This is a genomic window from Lysinibacillus halotolerans (genome assembly GCF_003711845.1).
In the GTDB taxonomy this organism is placed as follows: domain Bacteria; phylum Bacillota; class Bacilli; order Bacillales_A; family Planococcaceae; genus Ureibacillus; species Ureibacillus halotolerans.
In genome coordinates, this window is record NZ_RHLQ01000057.1 from 1 (window position 1) to 17,355 (window position 17,355).

Below are 17,355 nucleotides of genomic sequence, written 5' to 3' on the forward strand. Positions count from 1 at the left end.
TAATGATTATGTTCATTGGTTCAATAACATTCGAATTCACGGAACACTAGGCTATTTAACGCCTGTGGAATTCAAGAATAGGTCCTTATAAAGGTTGTCCAGTTTTGTGTTGACATTCCAAACTAAGTATGAAGGACTCTTGTACTATTATTTCAAGAACAAACCTTATTTTTTAAAAACAATTTCCAAATGCTCTTCTGCTAATTTATGAGAGAGATTAAATGCTTTTTGAGGAGTAAGTTCTTTCACCATAATATACCCTAATCTGTCACTTGATTCTTTTACTGGAAATATATTATCTCCTATATTAACATCTCTTAGTCGATATTTAATAATATTCTTATGTTCTAAAATATCTTTATTTATATTAGAAATTATACCTTCATTAGCAAATGAAAAAAAACATACGGAAGCAGCTCCCTCTTCCATGAAGCTAATATCATCAAATTCCCCCATTGCTAATTTCATTGTTTCTAGGAAAAAATCGAATCCATAAACTTGTTGTATTAATTCAGGTATTCCATCTCCCCCGGGTCTAGCATGCGATTCAATAATTTTTGGAATTCCGTTGTGGATCTTTATTTCGGTATGAGCACATCCATTTTTAAGTTCAACTAAATCTAACATATTATTAATCATCAAGCTAATTGCCTTCTCTTCGTTAACATTTAAAATAGCAGGAACTGTATGAGATTTTTCTACAAAACTAGAATCGGTCTCTTTACTTGTTATCCCTATAATAAAATGTTGACCATTTATAGAGAAACTTTCAACACTAAACTCATCCCCTTGAATAAAATCCTCTATTATAGCAGGAAATGCGTGTGTAAAATCTTTCTTATGGATGTCATTCTTATTTTCAATTAAAATAATTGATTTACTAGCATATCCTGATTTTGGTTTGACAATAAAAGGAGGACCGTGATTTTCATAAAAGGTAATCACATCATTTAAATCATTTCCTTCCATAAAATTTAATGGGGATATGTTGTTTTTATTAAGCATTTCTCGAAGGTATATTTTATTATTCAAAGTTTCAATAGTCTTTATATTTATAAAATTTAACCCCAATAATTCATTAAGATATGCCATTATTATCAAGCCTGTTTCTGAAAAACTAAGTACGAAATTTATTTCTTTTTCTTTATTTAATTTAATTACTAATTTGGATAAATCTTCTTCCATCTTTTCATAATCTACTTCTATATTTATAAAATTATCATTTAATTTATAGCTATTATCTTTTGTATAGAGATGAAGTACTTCTAGGTTCAAATTTTTTGCTTTTTGTAAGATACTTGGATGCGCATTAATTAGGATAACTCTTTTTTTCAATATACGAAACCTCCGCTTCCTAATAAGCTCTGTATCTTTTTAACATATTTTATATTTAAAACACCTTCTTGAATTAACTCTAATCCCTTCTGTATTATTTCTTCCCTTGTGTCTCCCGAAATCAATATCCTTCTTCTTAAGTCATTCTGATCTGGTCTTACATAAATATAGTCAATATTTGATGAAGAATTTAAATTCTCCATCGTTACTTGTGCTTGAATAGGAATTTCAAGTGTTATTTTGTATTTTTCATGTAGCGAAGGTAAATCTTTATTTCTCGCTATCTCTAACAATAAATTCATCGTATTCAAGCCATCAATATTAATCATTCGTGAAACACCTGATAATCTACTATTAATTTCAAGAATATAAAATTCATTCTCATTTACTACAATAAAGTCAATATCTATGATTCCATTTTCACATAGAGCTTGAGAAATTTCTAAAGCTACTTGTTTTAATTGAGGGTTTAATAATTCTTGTTTCCATGGATTAGGGAAAATTCGTAGTTTTTTTAATGGGTGAATCATGTCTATATCTGTCTTTTCTTTATATACAGGTGGAGAAACTAAATATTTACTTGATTTACAAACAACTTGCACAGACATTTCAATTCCTTCAATATATTTTTCTGCTATTACATTCTTTCCTTTAAATTTGTTTAATTCTTCAATTGTTGAAACTAGAGAAATTCCATGACCACTTGAATTTTCTACTTCTTTTAATACAATAGGCAAATCATCCTCAGTTACTTGCTTAATATCAAATGAATCAGCAGTTGGGAATCCATACGATTCTAACCATTTTTTTGTTATCTCTTTATTGTTGCAAATCTGACAACTTTTTAAGGATTGACCAACTACTATAATTCCCAAGCTCTGTATTTTCTCAATCAACTTCGCTTCACTAAGACTTTCTTCATCTGTAGGAGCATTAAAAATTAAAACATCCGGTTTAAGAGAACCGTTTTCTATTATATACATCATATCTCTTAACCTGTTTTCATTTGTAGTGAAGACAGGTATATCGATTTTTTCTGATGTTTTTTTATCATTTATATAATCAGGTGTTAACATTGCCATAATTACTTCATTTTCTTGTTTGGTTATCATATCCAACCTATAAGGATGGCTAAACATTATGTTCATTTTAATTACCCTTCTTTCCATAGCGTCATATTTTCAAAGTAATTTTTTATTTCTTTAATTTCCTTTAAAAATTCTTCTTCGTTATCACCATACAATACGACCGACGCTATTGAATCAATCACTCTTTTAGGAGAATTATATTGTCTATTATTTTTTAGATTCAAATTGTATTCAATAATTTTTTTTGAAGGAAGTTTCCTCGGTATATCCACGAGGAAGCCCTCTCTTGATAATAACAAAAGAAATCCTACTATTTCATAATTCCTCTTATTTTTAATAGTTTTTTGAATATCAAAATACTTATTTATTTGAGAATGTAAAGTTTTTTCTTGTAAGTTGAATCCGTACATGCTTTCTATCATCTTAACAACTTTTGCTCCGCCAACTCTACTTGCAATCTCACATAGAACGATTTCTTTTTTAGGTGTTAAAAACAATTCGCAATGAAAACCAATGGTAGAATTAGTAGGTAAAGCAATCAAAACTTCTTTTGTATATCTAATTAATTGTTCTGATAAGTTTCCTTCGGGTAATATAAAACTACCGATAATACTATCATCCCTAAAATTTATAAGTGAATTTATATACTTAGAAGCTACAACAAAAAGAAAATCATTACCATCCCATATACCATCTATATGATAAACATCCCCTTCAATAAATTCTTCAACTTCAAATTCGCGGAATCCAGTATTTTTAAGTGCATCTTCGAGACTATTTTCATTTTGAATTAGAAAAGTTTCTTCTGCACCGGCACCATTGATTGGTTTTAATATAATAGGGTAACCGTTCTCTTTAACAAATCCTACTAAATCCAATGGGTTCTCCACTTTTTTATATTTAGGAACTCTAATCCCAGCTTTGAGGAGAATATCTTTCATAACAACCTTATTTCGGAAGGCAATAGCACTTTCTACATTTTGACCATCAATATTTAAATATTCTCTCAATTGCGCAGCTCTCTCAATATCGGACTCTGAAGTTGCTATAATATATTTAAAATTGTATTTTTCATGAAGTTCCAAAGCCTTCTTCTCAATTAGGCCGTTATGCCTCCAATTTGTAAAATATTCTACATATTTATATTGATTAGATAAATAGTCTCCAGCCCTTTCATCTGAAAACAAAATAATTTCTTGTTCATAATTAATCAGCCAGTCAATATATGGGGTATCAATTTCTTTTGATCTATTAAGAATTAATATGCTAATTTTCTTTTACCTCCAAAGCTTTTTTAGTTGTATAGAAATTAATTATTAATAATATAATAATTAAAACCACTATCCCAATACTACCTGTATAGTTCCCAAGAATTATACTAATTGAACCAATAATTTTGCCAACATGAAAAGTCATACTACTTACAGCACTAAATGACCCAGTATTATTTTTACCAATTATATCTGCAAGTAAAGTTTGTCTCGTTGCCGTATAAATTATTTCACCTATTGATAATATTAAAACACCTAAAATTAAACTATATATTTCAAGTGAATAAGAAAATATTATAAATCCAATTCCAAATAATAAATATCCTGTATAAAGAAACCTTACAATATTCGAATTGTTTACGAATTTAATAATAAAAGAAGTTAGGAAAACTATTATTAATGTGTTCTCAACAGTCAATAAACTTAGTAATCTTACACCATCAATTACATTTCCAAAAAAAACAACATGTTTAAAATTTTCCGACAAATTTACAGATATATAATTGTTCCTTTGAAACTCGATACCTAAAATCGAAATACCGGCAATTGTAAAAAAAACAAACGCTCTATTTTTGAATACATATTTATAACTATTTACCATTTCTTTTAAATCACTGGAAAAGGTCCGTTTGTTCGAAGAACTTTCCCTTAACGTCTCTGTTATTCCTAATAAAGTAATTAAAAAGGTAATAAATGAAATTATGGTAAGAACTACTAATAATTCTGGAAAATGAGTAGTATAAAACCATCCTCCGATTATTATCCCAATTGTAATAGAGAGATTATTAGCCCAATAATTTACAGCATACATAAATGTTCTTGTATCAGGATTACTTAGATCTATGAGCATAGCTTCCGCTGCTGGACTTGACAATCCCGTAGAAATTCCTGTTAAAAGAAAAGAAGCAACCATTAATATATCTGCCCCATAAAAACCGAAAGTAGTTATAAACATACCTACAAAAGATAAGAATTTAAGTAATTCACCCATTACCATCAATTTTTTTCTACCTAATATATCAGATAAGAAACCTCCATATAAACTAATAACTAATTGTAAAATTAACTGCAAAGTTATTATTATACTCGCTGAAAATGGATTTATTAGTTTAGAAAAATAAATGGCCATGAATGGGAAAATCATTGAACCCATTAATTTACTAAAAAATGAAAGTACAATTCTTAATCTTATATTAGGATGAAGTGATAAAAACAAAATATATCCTCCCTAGTAAATCTGAAAATACTTAAAATAATAGACCTAATCAAAATATATAGGTTTGTTTGGTTTATTTTGATAATCAAACATCATCTCTATTTGCTCTAAGGTATTTCGACGTGTAGATAAGTCTAAATTTTTAATTTGTTCGAGATTAAAAAACCCTACTTCCGATGTTTCTAAACCTGTACAAAGTTCTCCACCAATTATTTCACACTTTATAAAAATCTTATAGATATAGGAAAATTCTGGAGCATGATTATGTTTAAATTTATCCATAATTGCCAAAACTTTACTTGGATTAACCTTCAAACCTGTTTCTTCTTTTGCTTCCTTAACCGCGACTTCACTTGGAGACAATCCAATATCTGCCCATCCTCCAGGTAAAGCCCATCTATTTTCGCTTTTTTCCTTAACTAATAACAACTGATTATTAGTATTAAATACAACACATCTAATATCTGTTTTAGGTGTAGCATAACCTTCTTCTGCTGAAAAAATAAGGTTAATTTTTTCAATATCTAAATTAGTTAATTGTAAAATTAGATTTTTTGCAATTACTTCCAATTCTTTATACCTTTCAATATCATAAGGATCTTTAGAATAGGCTAAACCAGTTTGAGTTATTCCTTTAATTTGATTTAACATTTTAATTATCTGTTTCATGTAAGTACCTCAATTCTATTTAGTTCCGCAAATATTCCTGCTCCCTCTAAACAATGCGTATCTGTATTTTCCTCTAATATAATCAATTCCTCAAACATTTCAGGATTATTAATAATAAAAGGATTTAATTTTAATATTTCATTAGTTAAAAAATCTCTGTATTTTTTACCTAACGCTAAAGCGAAACCTCCTATTAATACATATTTAGTTATACCTAAAGAGTTAATATGTACATTAATTATGTTGGCTAAATACTTTAAACTCTTCCTAATCACTTCTTCTGCGAATAGGTCTCCCTCTTTAAAAGCATTTACCAAATTGAAAGTATTAATATCCTGATTGAATAATGAAGAATCTTTATAGTTTGACAATTCATTTTTTAATAAATTTGCTAGTTGAATTACTCCCCTTCCTGAAGAAACAGCACCTAAATGACCTATATTACCGCAGTTACACATTATTGAATGTCCGACATTTATATGACCAATTTCTCCACCTAGGCCGTTGTTTAATAGAGGATACCCGTCCCAAAAAACTTTATTTCCAATTCCTGAGCTAATGGTTATCACACAAAACCTTTTATAATTCTTCGAAATTTTATAACCAGCTGCAGTAACGTCATTTAAAATATAAATAGGAAGAGAAATTCTATCATTTAAAATCTTCTTTAGGTTTAGAGTTTTTTTATATCTTCCCCATAATGTTGCAGCTTCATTTATAAATTCGTTATTATAAACAATTCCTGGGAAAGAAATGGCTACTCCATCAATATTAGTTTCTTTAGAGATATTAAAATATTCTTTAAAAATAGCGGTAACTAACTCTTCTTGTAATTTATCAATTGTTTTATCTGGAAATTTCAAAAAATTGGGGGAATCTGTTTTTTTGTAACCACTAATAGTTCCATTCTCATAAATTGCCCTCCTAAACGATGTTCCCCCAATATCAAAAACTAATATCTTCATATCAATCCTCCCCTATCCTAATTACTCCACGAATAATTGATTTATTAGCAAAATCTTCAAACGCTTTTCGAAGATATTCTTCCCCATTGTAAGTAGTAATATATTTATCAAATTTTATACGATTATTTAAAATTTGTTCGATCGCTGTGATTACATCTTCTCTTTTACAAAATCGAGAATATTGAAGTTTTATTTCCTTTAATCTAATCTTATTTAAATCCATGTTATCAGTATCCGGTTTACAAAAACACAATAGCAAACCATTATTTCTAATATTATCAAGATGGAAATTAATAAAATGATTACTTCCAGTTGTATCTATGCAAATATCGAAATTACCTGAATGTTTTATCGATTTTTTTCTTGATGAAAAAGTTATTCTGTTTTTCTCTGAAGATAAAATATCTGCAAATAAATTTGCAATAAATCCTTCACCCAATATTAGAATATTCAGATTACTAGTTTTATATAGATCCGTAATTTTTAGAGCATGAATAACACAAGCTAGCGAGTCTAAAAATACATATTTGTCAGGAACATTTGTATTGGGTATTGTAAAAATACTGTCATATTTTGAAGGTGGTATATATAAATAATCTTTGAAACCAAGTTCATAATTAAATTCTTCTTTATTGCTATTATTAACATTTGAATGAAATGGTACTACTAATGAACCTACTTTAAAATACTCATTTCCTTGTAGTACTTTACCCACCATTTCATGGCCAAAATACCTTCCGTCACCTTCTTTAAATGTTTTGTAATCAGACGAACATATCCCCCAAAGTAATACCTTTATAATTAAATCACTATTCTCAATTTGATGTTCCCGCTTAATCCAGTTAAATTTCATTGGCGAAACCATCTCTGCTGAAGTTATTGTTAAAATATTGTTCATTACTCACCTCTTATTTTTTAATAATAGTATTCTTTTCAATATATCCTCTAATATTAATATTTGAATATGTTATTACAGATTCTTCAAGAAATGAACCTGGATTTAATACGCTATTACACCCAATTTTACACCCGTCTCCAATAATTGCCCCAAATAAATTACGACCAGTTTCTATTCTTCCTTCAAATGTATACAAACTTATATTCGAACCATAAGGTAAATTTTTATAATTGGAACATACAACGCCCGCTCCAAGATTAACGTCTTTTCCAACTATTGAATCACCAACATAGTTAAAATGAGAAGCATTTAAACCATCAAATAATATAGAATTCTTAATTTCAGATGCGTGTCCGACTTTGCAATTATCACCTATAATTACATTTTCTCTTATATATGCCCCAGATCTGATTCTAACATTTTCACCTATATAAGCTGGGCCTTTAATATATGCTCCACTCTCAATAATTGTTCCTTTACCAATAAAAATATTTTCGTTATTAATATATGCATTTTTTTCTGCTATATATGGATCTGAATTAATATTCCCCGCTGTAATCTGTAATATATAGTCACTTAAATTATTTAATATTTCCCAAGGTTTGGTATCATATTTACTAACAAATTTTTTGTGTCTGAACTCCCTATAATCTATGTGTTTTGCTAATGAAATCATCTAATATCTCCTTTAAATAGTAAGGGTCTTAAGTATTCAATAGTCTTATTTAAAGCTTCATCTGCATCCACAAAAGGATCTTCGATTTCAATGGATATAGGGCCACTATATTTAATAATCTTTAAGGAAGTCATTATTTTTCTCCAATCTGAAGAGCCCCAACCTGGAATTCTATTTCTATAACCTCGATTTAAACGATTTATATCTCCATGTGGCAACCATCCAGATGTTTTTAAATGCTGTGTAAACTCTCCATCTTTGGCATGGAAATTAAATACTCTTTTATTAAGTCTCTCTATACAAACCGATGTATCAACACCCGTATAAAGTAGTTGTGAGGGATCGATACAAAAACCAAGAGAGTCTATGAAATCTAATTTTTCAAGTATTTCTTCAGCAGTCTCTAAATTATAAGCAATTTGCTGTGGGCCAAGCTCATGTGCAAATTTAATACCCTTCTTCTCATAGTATTCTAGAATTGGATACCATCTTTCCTTTGCAATTTCTTGTTGTTCCTTCCAACCATTTTTATTTGGCCACTCAAATAATTCAGAGAAATTTATAGCACCTAAATTTCCTATAACCATAGGTATATTAAGTTCTTTTGCAATTTCAGCAGCTTTCTTTGTAATTTTTATCCCATATTCAATTTGTTCATCCATTGAACCATCAAAAAAATGTTTTGTTGCTTTTCCATGAGGGCCCATAATTAACTGTGTATCTCTGTGCATAGATAATGCAGTAATCTTAACATTATACTTATCTACCATTTTTACTAAATAATCAATATCTGGATCACTTAAATTTATATGCCTACTCCCTTTATTAGCTGTTAATTCAACATTCCTAATAGAATATTTCTGTGTTATTAACTCAAAAGTTTCTTCTAGATTTTTTTCTTGAAATACACGCGTAAAGATGCCTAATTCCATTCTATTTCAGCTCCAACTTTATTTATTATGTCAAATAACTTTTGAATTTCTTCATAAGTTACTATAATTGAAGGTTTAAATATTAATTTATTTTTATACATACGTAAAAATATCCCTTTTTCTAAAAGCTTATTATAAAAAAATGCTAATTTCTCTTCTGAATTATCAAGATTAGAGAAATCTAAACATTGAATAAGTCCTATACCTCGGTGTTTTATTTTTAAGGAGGTATTTGAAATAAATTCTACCATATGTTTTTCTAAAAATTCTGACTTCTCTTTTATATAAAAATCTTTATTTATTAATGTATTTAATGTTGCAACAGTTGCGGCACAAGTAAGCGGATGACCTCCATGAGTAAAGTCTGCCTCGTTATAATCAAGCACTCCATCAAAATTTTCTTTAATTATTACACCTGCAAGAGGGTGGCCACCCGATAAACCTTTCCCTAGTGTAATTATATCTGGATTCAAATCAAAATAATTTGTAGCAAAAAGTCCTGGAACCCAACCAAAAGATTGATTCTCATCTAATATAAATAAGACTCCATACTCAACACAAAGTTGATTTAATCCTTGGAGATATTCTTTAGTACCTTCATTAACTAAAACACCTGCATTTACCATTATTGGATCAACTAATATTGCAGCAATATTATTGTTATTTTCTAAAAGGTTCCTAACTTCATCTAGAGTATTTAAATAATCATTTGTTGTTTTACATTCAGGTGGGTGAACAAAATATACATCTTCTTCATTACCAATCAATGTTCTAGGATTTCTATCATAACCTCTTAATTGTATGGTTTGAGTTGTCTGACCTGTATGTATGCCATTAAAAGTGATAACACCTGATTTCCCTGTGTATTTCCTAGCAGTTTTCACTGCTGTTTCATTAGCATCTGATCCGTCACACATTTTTATATTCACTTTTGATAAATCTTTAGGTGCAATTTTTTGAAGTAATTTTGCTGCCTCTAAATATACATTTGTTCCAAATCTACTTGAGACATACGTTAAATTTTTTGCTTGATTTACAATTGCTTCCACAATTGCTGGGTAGCATTGCCCTAATAGTAGATTTAAAGTTTGGCTAGAAAAATCCATATATTTTTTTCCCTTTTCATCCCAAAAATATAGTCCCTCCCCCCTAACTGCTAATTCAGTATATGAGTTTGGCCAAGTATTCTTAGTTAAGTAATTGTAGTATTCTTTTTGAACTGTTTTCATTAGTAATTTACCTCACTTAGTTTATATTTTTCTTGGTACATTTTCAGATTATTAATAGCTGTTTGTAACAATTCTATTGTCACTTCGCTTTTATCTTTTACAAATATGGCACTACCAATTTTTTCAGGCACTACTAGATTAAGGTCTCCCCCTCTATGTAATTCTATTCGATCTAAAGATTTTTTTAACTCTACTGTATTAAATGTCTTAGTGTTATAAATATCTAATTTGCATTCTAATAATAATTTAAGTATTCTCTCACGATCTTCCTTTTTTAGATATTTTTTAAGATACGATATTTCGGTGGATAAAGCGATATCCAGTCCTACCGCTATCCCATGTGGAATTTCATAATTTGACTTCTCCTCAATATAGGGGCTAAAAGTATGGCCAAAGTCTACTAGACGTTCTAGATTTTCTTCATAAAAATTGGGCTTTAATTCATCTAGCATATCTATTGTTGCAAGTATATTAATGGTTACATTTTCTTGGCCTTGAGTTCGATAACTTTTGAGTAAACTTTCTTTGTTTGCCTCGATTAATAAAATGAGTGATTTATCAACTATAATTCCCATCTTTATTATTTCTGCTAAGCCACAAATAATATTTAATTCAGATAAAGTATATAAAAAAGATATATCATTAAGGCAAGCAATAGGTGGATAGAAAGAACCTATATAATTTTTTTTCTTTTCAAAATTGACTCCTGTTTTTATTCCAATACCAGCATCTATCTGTCCTACTAAAGTAGTGGGAATTCTAATATAATCAAGTTTCCTACGAACCATTGAGGCAGCAAATCCAACCATATCTAATAAAATTCCGCCACCTATACCAATAAGTATAGTCTTTCTATCTGCATTTTTCTGATTACAAAAAGATACAATATTTTCAATATTCTGTAACGTTTTATTCTCTTCGCCTGTTTCAATTGTAAGTACACTGTAATCAAAATTATTAAACTGGAAGTAATTCATGATTTTATCGTAGTATAATCTTTCTACAGTTTTACTCATGATAATAATTAATTTCCTATTATTAGTAACCTGTTTAATCAAAGGATTTTTTATATTGAACATATCATCTTCAAAATAAACATCATATGAAAATTCTTTTTTATAGTTAGCTGTAATTTTATTATTTAACTTTAAAACCATATGCGATTCTCCTTAATTTGATACTTGAAATACTAATAATTTAATATCTTTACTCCCAATATTTCTTAAGCCATGGGAAGAATATTGTGAATTTATAACTATATCTCCCTTCTTTACTAAAAATTCTGTTCCATTAACAATCATTTCACCCTCTCCTTCTAAAATAAAATAGATTTCTTCATTATTCGAATGTGCATGATACCCTATGGTACTATTTGGAGGGATTATAGAAAAATCAATAAAGTCAATTTTTGTCTCAAAAGAATTTTTTTCAAACAATCTTCTAAATTGAATTTCACCTTCACCTCCATGACAATTTTTCTCGATAACTGGGTTTAATGAATAAATATTTTTGTGCATATAAATACCTCTAATATTTAAAAATTATATAGTAATATTTTACAACAACTTTACAATAATTTACAAAATTGTTAAATTGGGAAACTGGGATCTTAAAGTTATCTTAAATCTCCATAATTTTAAATGAAGTTTCACATTATTCTGTAAACTATATTTATTTATCCTTCTTTCTTTAAAGATGATATTTAGTTTTATCCATCTTGTATAAAATAAATTAAAAATAATTGGATTTCGAGTTCCTCATAAAAGAACACTACTATTAATTTCTATATGTCGATCTGATTGGACTTTCTTGAAATAATGTCGGTACATTTTTATTGAAAAAGTATAATATTGTGTAACAATACTCGAACTAAAAACAAATTAAATAACCAGTCACTGAAAAAATAACAGTAACTGGTCTAAAAAATTTTTGTCTTCTACTCTAACCGGAATGAGGGTTTCTTCCATTAGGAATAGTACACTCAAAATCTATTTATTGTATGTAGTCTTATAACTCTCTCTTTTTAATTCTACGCTGTTTTCGTATAAATTGTGGCTATTTGACCATACTATAAATAGGCTGATATAATGCCATTTATGGATGTGTTCGGATATGTGGAGACACGTTTATCGTGATTTTAGTGACCTATCAAGAACAGAACAATTAGCGTTGTATGAAGCGATGAAACAAGACCTATTTCCAGAAGAACGAGAAGATATTTCGGAGCTGTTAAAAGATATTCGTGAAACTCGTTTTTCTAGCGGTTTGGCTTGCCTTCATTGTGGAAGCGTATCGGTCAAGAAGAATGGCAAATATCGTGCGAGACAACGATATTTGTGCAAGGACTGTGGAAAGACTTTTAACGATATGACCAATACTCCATTGGCAGGTTCTCGATACCCTCATAAATGGCTTAAATACTTTGAAATGATGGTAGAAGGTTATACACTACCTAAAATCTCTGAGGCTTTAGGAATCCATATTTCTACGGCTTTTTATTGGCGACATGAAATCTTGAATGCTCTCCGTTCATTAGGCAATCAAACTTAAAAGGGATTGTTGAAAGTGATGAAACCTTTTTCTTGGAAAGTGACAAAGGGAAGAAGTCTATTATTCACAGAAAACCTCGTAAGCGTGGCGGTGTCGCTACTAAAAGAGGCATCTCAAAAGAACAGGTTTGCGTTCTTGTCGCACAAGACCGAAATGGACAAGTCATCTCTCAAATGGCTGGAAAAGGTCGTATTAAATCAACAGATATAGATAGGGTGTTAGGAGATTATATCGACACCTCTGCTTTGTTATGCTCTGATACAGCGACAAACTACAAGAAGTTCGCAAAATATAAGGGATTGCAGCACGAAATGGTGAATGTGCGGAAAGGGATTTATGTGAAAAAATCTATCTTCCACATTCAACACGTCAATGCTTATCACAAGCGGCTAAAACAATTTATGAATCGTTTTCAAGGTGTGGCAACCAAATATCTTGATAACTACTTGTTTTGGTTCAGATACCTTGAACATAGTAAAAAGGTGGCTCACAAAGAACGAGTGAAGCAACTTTTATTTAGTGCTGTCCATAAATCTAACTATACGACAGTTGAGATGTTCAGAAGAAGTGCATAATAAAAGACCTCTAAGTAGAGGTCAATAATTTACTTTTCTATTGTGATATATTCATCATCCTTTAATCTTGTAACTTCGCACCCTTCAAGTATTTCAAATTCTTTTAGTCTATCTTCAATTGTATTGTTTGTACTATCCTTGAACAAATCTTCTCGGTCATAGTGAGGAAAAACAAGTTTGTCCGTTAAGCCTAATGCAGAAAAATCCTTAGTATTTAATGTATTCATTTGCGGTGTGAAGAAATGAACGACTTTAATGTTTGGACCAAGTAGAACAGCACCAGCACTTACACCTACAATAACAACATTTTTGTTCACTAAATCTCGAAAGACACTATCTGCCCCACTCTGTTTAGTATGAAATAACAAATTAAATGGATTACCACCATTGATGTATATGACATCTTTATGTGCAAGACTTTTTGGGTTATCAAACTCTATATTAATGAAATCGATGTTTTGAAATCCCATATCCTTAAAGTCCTCTTTTGCCTTCTGAGCAAACCTATTATTATCCTTTTGTGGCGATGCAGTTGTGATAATAGCAACGTCCAGTTCGTTAGGTTTGCCCTTAATGAGTTTTAAAAATTTCTCTTTGATAGCATCATTGTAAAAACCATTGGAGGTTAGTAACAATTTCACTATAATCAACCCCATTCTATTCTCTATTTCGTATTAAAAATATCCTTATTTTACCAGAAAAAATAGAGAATCAGAAATTTTCATCAAAAAACAACATTCTTTACGAAAACAGCGTAATTCTATCAACACCAAAATAACAAATTATTTTTAATGATTTCCTACCCGCTCAAATTTATTGCCCCCTAAATAAAAATAAGCATTTTTATAATGATTTGCAGCTATTTTATATCTACCCTTATTAAAGAAATACTCACCAAATATATTATTATAATAACTTAAATGTTCGTAGTCCTGTTTTTCCTTAAAAAAATTCAATGACTTTTTAATAGTTTTTTCGCTTAGACGATTTTCAAGTAATTCTTTAAAAATACTAAAATGATTTTCATATTCACATTGGAATAATTTATTGGTATCGCAAATTTTTTCTCCAAATGCTATCCAGTATTTTTGTTCAGTTTCAGTAGATTTATGTTTTATAAGTTCTTTGAGAATATATAATACCGTTACTAATTTCTCTGAATTATCCTGCTTATTTTCAATACTTTTTCGATAATAATCAATTGCTCTCTTACTATCACCCTTTAGAGAATAAAGTGAACCAATATTATGATAAATAATTCCTTTGAATTCATTTAATTTTAATTCATTCACTATTTTCATTGCTAATAAGTAATTGTTCTCAGATTTTTGTATAAGATTTGCTTTTTTATATGCTATACCTATGCTTATATAACACTCGACAGCACGTTTCATATGAAAATTTTTACTAAAATATTCTGCTGAAAGATTCAGCTTCTCAATTGCATCTATAATTTGATTATTTACAAGATATATTAATCCACTAACATAGTTAAAATCCGCTTCTTCTATGGGAGAAAGAATATAATTTTTATCAATTGCTTCAATATAATAAAGAGACATTTTTTTATTTTGATATTGATAAAAAAAGATCGCTTTAAGTTTAAAAAATAAATATTGTTGAAATTCATCCAATTTATACTCTGACTTTAAAATTTTATCAATGTATTTTTCACAATTTTCTTTATCTCCTAACGATAAAAATAGTCTTAAAACAACTAGGTTTTTATAAATTATTAGGTTCTGTCCTGCTAAAATACTACTAAATTTTTTTTCTATGCTTTTAATCTTTTCTATAGCAAAAATTTGATTTTTATTTATTGTTATCACTTCATAAATTTCTAACAGCTCTTCTTTTAAAATTTTCTCTTCTTCATGACTTAATATTCGAATTCTGTCTATATCCTTATTTAATTTTTTTAATAATAATGAGATAACCTCATCACTAGCTTGGATATCATGATTTTCTATTTTACTTAGATAAGAAATTGAACAAATTCCTTTTGCTAAAAATGATTGTTTAAGATTTTGTCTAATTCTCTCTTCTTTAATAAAATGTCCAATATTTTTCATACAAAACCTCCATTTATCTTTCATTTAATATATTATATTACTATTTTATATCACTATTTTCCATTTTTAGGTAAACACTCTTTTTTTTTGTTTAATAGAATATAATTATTTTCTGTGAGGTTTCCCAACTATTAATACACTATTAATTTAACTTTATTGATAAAATTAAAATAATAGCAACATAGAGTTTTCCGAGGGATATTCAAAATATATTTATTGAGGTGAAATAATTGGAAACAAAGTTTTTCGGAACTGATGGAGTAAGAGGAATAGTAAATCAAGACTTAGATTGTACTCTGGTTTATAATATCGCAAGAGCGAGTGTATACTATTTATCAAACGGTTTACCATTAGGTAAAACGTTTTGTGTTGGCCGAGATACACGTTTATCAGGGAAAATGTTTGAATCAGCTTTAATTTCTGGTATTTGTTCAACCGGTGCAAATGTTGTTAATTTGGACATAGTGCCTTCTCCTGTTGTTGCTTTTCTAACGAAACATTACAATCTAGACGGGGGATTTATGATTACTGCTTCACATAATTCCTATGAATATAATGGGATAAAAGTATTTGATAAACAAGGTTATAAATTATCAAATAAAATGGAATTTGAAATAGAAAATATTTTGAACAACATAGATAATATAGTAATTAATTCATCTTTTGATAATATCGGAAATAGTAAATTATATAAAAAAGGCTTATTAGATTACTTATCTTATTTAAATTTAAACTTTCCATTAAATTTAAATAACACCAAAATAGCCATCGACTGTGGAAATGGGGCTGCTTATAAAACTGGCCCAATATTATTGAAAAAATTAGGTGCAGAAGTTATTACCATTAATGACAACCCATCAGGGAAGAATATAAATTTAGATTGTGGCTCACTTCACCCAGATGCACTAAAAAGGGTAGTATTAGAAACAAAAAGCGATTTAGGCATCGCCTTTGATGGGGATGCCGATAGACTAATTGCAATTGATGAAAATGGAACCATAATAAATGGTGATACATTTTTAGCTATATTTACAAAATACTTGAAATTTGTAAAAAAATTGAAAAAGAATACCGTAGTTACTACAATTGCAAGTAACATCGGTTTAGAAGTTGCAATTAAAAAAGAAAATTGTTTATTAATAAAAACAGATGTTGGAGATCGTAATGTAATCGAAATGATGAGAGAAAAAAGATATAGTTTAGGGGGAGAGCGGTCTGGACATATTGTTTTTGGAGATTATTCAACATCTAGTGATGGACTAATAACAGCTTTAATGTTACTTACTGTAATAAAAAGAATGAATAAATCATTAAGCGAATTATCAGAAGTAATGATTAATTATCCCCAATTCTCTCTTGATGCTAAAGTAAGCAACAAGAAAAAGCATTTATTTAACCGAGTAGATGGTATAATAGAAAAGATTACTCAAATACAAAATAAATTAGATGATAACAAGAAATTACTAATACGTCCATCAGGAACAGAACCAATTATAAGAATATTAATACAAGGAGATTCTATTGAAAACTTAATTCCTGACTTAAATGATTTAAAATTAATAATTGAATCTAAATTAGCTTAATACTTTGTTTATTTCAATGGATTATCATAATATCTAATATATAAAAATTATAACTAAAATAACTCGTCAAAGGTGAACTGCACCCCAATTGTTAGAAAAATCTAACAATCGGAGCTGCAGTTTTTATATGGTTAAATTTACTAAAAAAACGGCTCTATAATATTTGTTGGGGTTTAAAAAATTTCATAAATAAAAAAGCACGTAATCACCGATTTCTATATACTTGAATTGTCGAGAAACAAGCAATGAAAGGTGATACGTGCAAATGAATTTTAACATGAATATTCCAGGATTAA

General features: G+C 28.9%; 16 protein-coding genes and 1 pseudogene. 3 read left to right on the plus strand and 14 right to left on the minus strand.

Annotated features, from left to right (window positions below):
* Nucleotides 1-91: IS3 family transposase (locus EC501_RS16235; RefSeq protein WP_148037831.1), on the plus strand; the 91-nt coding region annotated here is incomplete at its 5' end.
* A 74-nt stretch (nucleotides 92-165) separates the two neighbouring features.
* On the opposite strand, the gene EC501_RS16240 is transcribed toward EC501_RS16235, so the two are convergent.
* The 12 genes from EC501_RS16240 to EC501_RS16295 form a co-directional block, all read right to left on the minus strand.
* The gene (locus tag EC501_RS16240) at nucleotides 166-1,335 is read right to left on the minus strand and encodes an ATP-grasp domain-containing protein (RefSeq protein ID WP_122973395.1); all 1,170 of its coding nucleotides are present in this window, start codon (nucleotides 1,333-1,335) and stop codon (nucleotides 166-168) included.
* Nucleotides 1,332-2,483 carry an ATP-grasp domain-containing protein gene (locus EC501_RS16245; RefSeq protein ID WP_158599733.1) on the minus strand — a complete coding sequence of 384 codons (1,152 nt, stop codon included), beginning with the start codon at nucleotides 2,481-2,483 and terminating at the stop codon, nucleotides 1,332-1,334. The genes EC501_RS16240 and EC501_RS16245 overlap by 4 nt, the downstream gene beginning before the upstream one ends.
* A gap of 5 nt (nucleotides 2,484-2,488) precedes the next feature.
* On the minus strand, nucleotides 2,489-3,610 hold the full coding sequence (locus tag EC501_RS16250) for an ATP-grasp domain-containing protein (RefSeq protein ID WP_122973397.1): 1,122 nt from the start codon (nucleotides 3,608-3,610) through the stop codon (nucleotides 2,489-2,491).
* Nucleotides 3,611-3,689: 79 nt separating this feature from the next.
* Entirely contained in the window at nucleotides 3,690-4,910 is a 1,221-nt protein-coding gene (locus EC501_RS16255) for an MFS transporter (protein WP_122973398.1), read from the minus strand.
* A gap of 45 nt (nucleotides 4,911-4,955) precedes the next feature.
* A complete protein-coding gene (locus EC501_RS16260; RefSeq protein ID WP_122973399.1) occupies nucleotides 4,956-5,579 on the minus strand; it encodes an NUDIX hydrolase in 624 nt (207 codons plus the stop codon).
* Nucleotides 5,576-6,544, minus strand: a complete 969-nt coding sequence (locus EC501_RS16265) for an ROK family protein (protein WP_122973400.1) — start codon at nucleotides 6,542-6,544, stop codon at nucleotides 5,576-5,578. Before EC501_RS16265 ends, EC501_RS16260 begins: the two co-directional genes overlap by 4 nt.
* A gap of 1 nt (nucleotide 6,545) precedes the next feature.
* A complete protein-coding gene (locus tag EC501_RS16270; protein WP_122973401.1) occupies nucleotides 6,546-7,442 on the minus strand; it encodes an alcohol dehydrogenase catalytic domain-containing protein in 897 nt (298 codons plus the stop codon).
* Nucleotides 7,443-7,452: 10 nt separating this feature from the next.
* A complete protein-coding gene (locus EC501_RS16275; RefSeq protein ID WP_122973402.1) occupies nucleotides 7,453-8,118 on the minus strand; it encodes an LbetaH domain-containing protein in 666 nt (221 codons plus the stop codon).
* Nucleotides 8,115-9,050, minus strand: a complete 936-nt coding sequence (locus tag EC501_RS16280; RefSeq protein ID WP_122973403.1) for a sugar phosphate isomerase/epimerase family protein — start codon at nucleotides 9,048-9,050, stop codon at nucleotides 8,115-8,117. Before EC501_RS16280 ends, EC501_RS16275 begins: the two co-directional genes overlap by 4 nt.
* A complete protein-coding gene (locus EC501_RS16285) occupies nucleotides 9,041-10,279 on the minus strand; it encodes a class-III pyridoxal-phosphate-dependent aminotransferase (RefSeq protein WP_122973404.1) in 1,239 nt (412 codons plus the stop codon). The genes EC501_RS16280 and EC501_RS16285 overlap by 10 nt, the downstream gene beginning before the upstream one ends.
* A complete protein-coding gene (locus EC501_RS16290; protein ID WP_122973405.1) occupies nucleotides 10,279-11,436 on the minus strand; it encodes a sedoheptulose 7-phosphate cyclase in 1,158 nt (385 codons plus the stop codon). Before EC501_RS16290 ends, EC501_RS16285 begins: the two co-directional genes overlap by 1 nt.
* 12 nt (nucleotides 11,437-11,448) lie before the next feature.
* The gene (locus tag EC501_RS16295; protein WP_241559381.1) at nucleotides 11,449-11,796 is read right to left on the minus strand and encodes a cupin domain-containing protein; all 348 of its coding nucleotides are present in this window, start codon (nucleotides 11,794-11,796) and stop codon (nucleotides 11,449-11,451) included.
* Between the two features lie 595 nt (nucleotides 11,797-12,391).
* On the opposite strand from EC501_RS16295, the pseudogene EC501_RS16300 reads away from it, so the two are divergent.
* A pseudogene (locus EC501_RS16300) lies at nucleotides 12,392-13,404 on the plus strand (IS1595 family transposase).
* Between the two features lie 29 nt (nucleotides 13,405-13,433).
* On the opposite strand, the gene EC501_RS16305 reads toward EC501_RS16300, so the two are convergent.
* Nucleotides 13,434-14,045 carry a Type 1 glutamine amidotransferase-like domain-containing protein gene (locus EC501_RS16305; protein WP_241559382.1) on the minus strand — a complete coding sequence of 204 codons (612 nt, stop codon included), beginning with the start codon at nucleotides 14,043-14,045 and terminating at the stop codon, nucleotides 13,434-13,436.
* Nucleotides 14,046-14,192: 147 nt separating this feature from the next.
* Nucleotides 14,193-15,476, minus strand: a complete 1,284-nt coding sequence (locus EC501_RS16310) for a helix-turn-helix domain-containing protein (RefSeq protein WP_158599734.1) — start codon at nucleotides 15,474-15,476, stop codon at nucleotides 14,193-14,195.
* Nucleotides 15,477-15,706: 230 nt separating this feature from the next.
* On the opposite strand from EC501_RS16310, the gene glmM reads away from it, so the two are divergent.
* Entirely contained in the window at nucleotides 15,707-17,059 is a 1,353-nt protein-coding gene (gene glmM / locus EC501_RS16315; protein WP_122973407.1) for a phosphoglucosamine mutase, read from the plus strand.
* Nucleotides 17,060-17,355 lie beyond the last annotated feature (296 nt).

What these genes read in the sequence shown, in the direction of transcription:
- EC501_RS16245 (WP_158599733.1), bottom strand. Translation starts at nt 2,483, where the DNA reads ATGAACATAATGTTTAGCCATCCTTATAGGTTGGATATGATAACCAAA.
- EC501_RS16260 (WP_122973399.1), bottom strand. Translation starts at nt 5,579, where the DNA reads ATGAAACAGATAATTAAAATGTTAAATCAAATTAAAGGAATAACTCAA.
- EC501_RS16265 (WP_122973400.1), bottom strand. Translation starts at nt 6,544, where the DNA reads ATGAAGATATTAGTTTTTGATATTGGGGGAACATCGTTTAGGAGGGCA.
- EC501_RS16270 (WP_122973401.1), bottom strand. Translation starts at nt 7,442, where the DNA reads ATGAACAATATTTTAACAATAACTTCAGCAGAGATGGTTTCGCCAATG.
- EC501_RS16275 (WP_122973402.1), bottom strand. Translation starts at nt 8,118, where the DNA reads ATGATTTCATTAGCAAAACACATAGATTATAGGGAGTTCAGACACAAA.
- EC501_RS16280 (WP_122973403.1), bottom strand. Translation starts at nt 9,050, where the DNA reads ATGGAATTAGGCATCTTTACGCGTGTATTTCAAGAAAAAAATCTAGAA.
- EC501_RS16285 (WP_122973404.1), bottom strand. Translation starts at nt 10,279, where the DNA reads ATGAAAACAGTTCAAAAAGAATACTACAATTACTTAACTAAGAATACT.
- EC501_RS16290 (WP_122973405.1), bottom strand. Translation starts at nt 11,436, where the DNA reads ATGGTTTTAAAGTTAAATAATAAAATTACAGCTAACTATAAAAAAGAA.
- EC501_RS16295 (WP_241559381.1), bottom strand. Translation starts at nt 11,796, where the DNA reads ATGCACAAAAATATTTATTCATTAAACCCAGTTATCGAGAAAAATTGT.
- EC501_RS16310 (WP_158599734.1), bottom strand. Translation starts at nt 15,476, where the DNA reads ATGAAAAATATTGGACATTTTATTAAAGAAGAGAGAATTAGACAAAAT.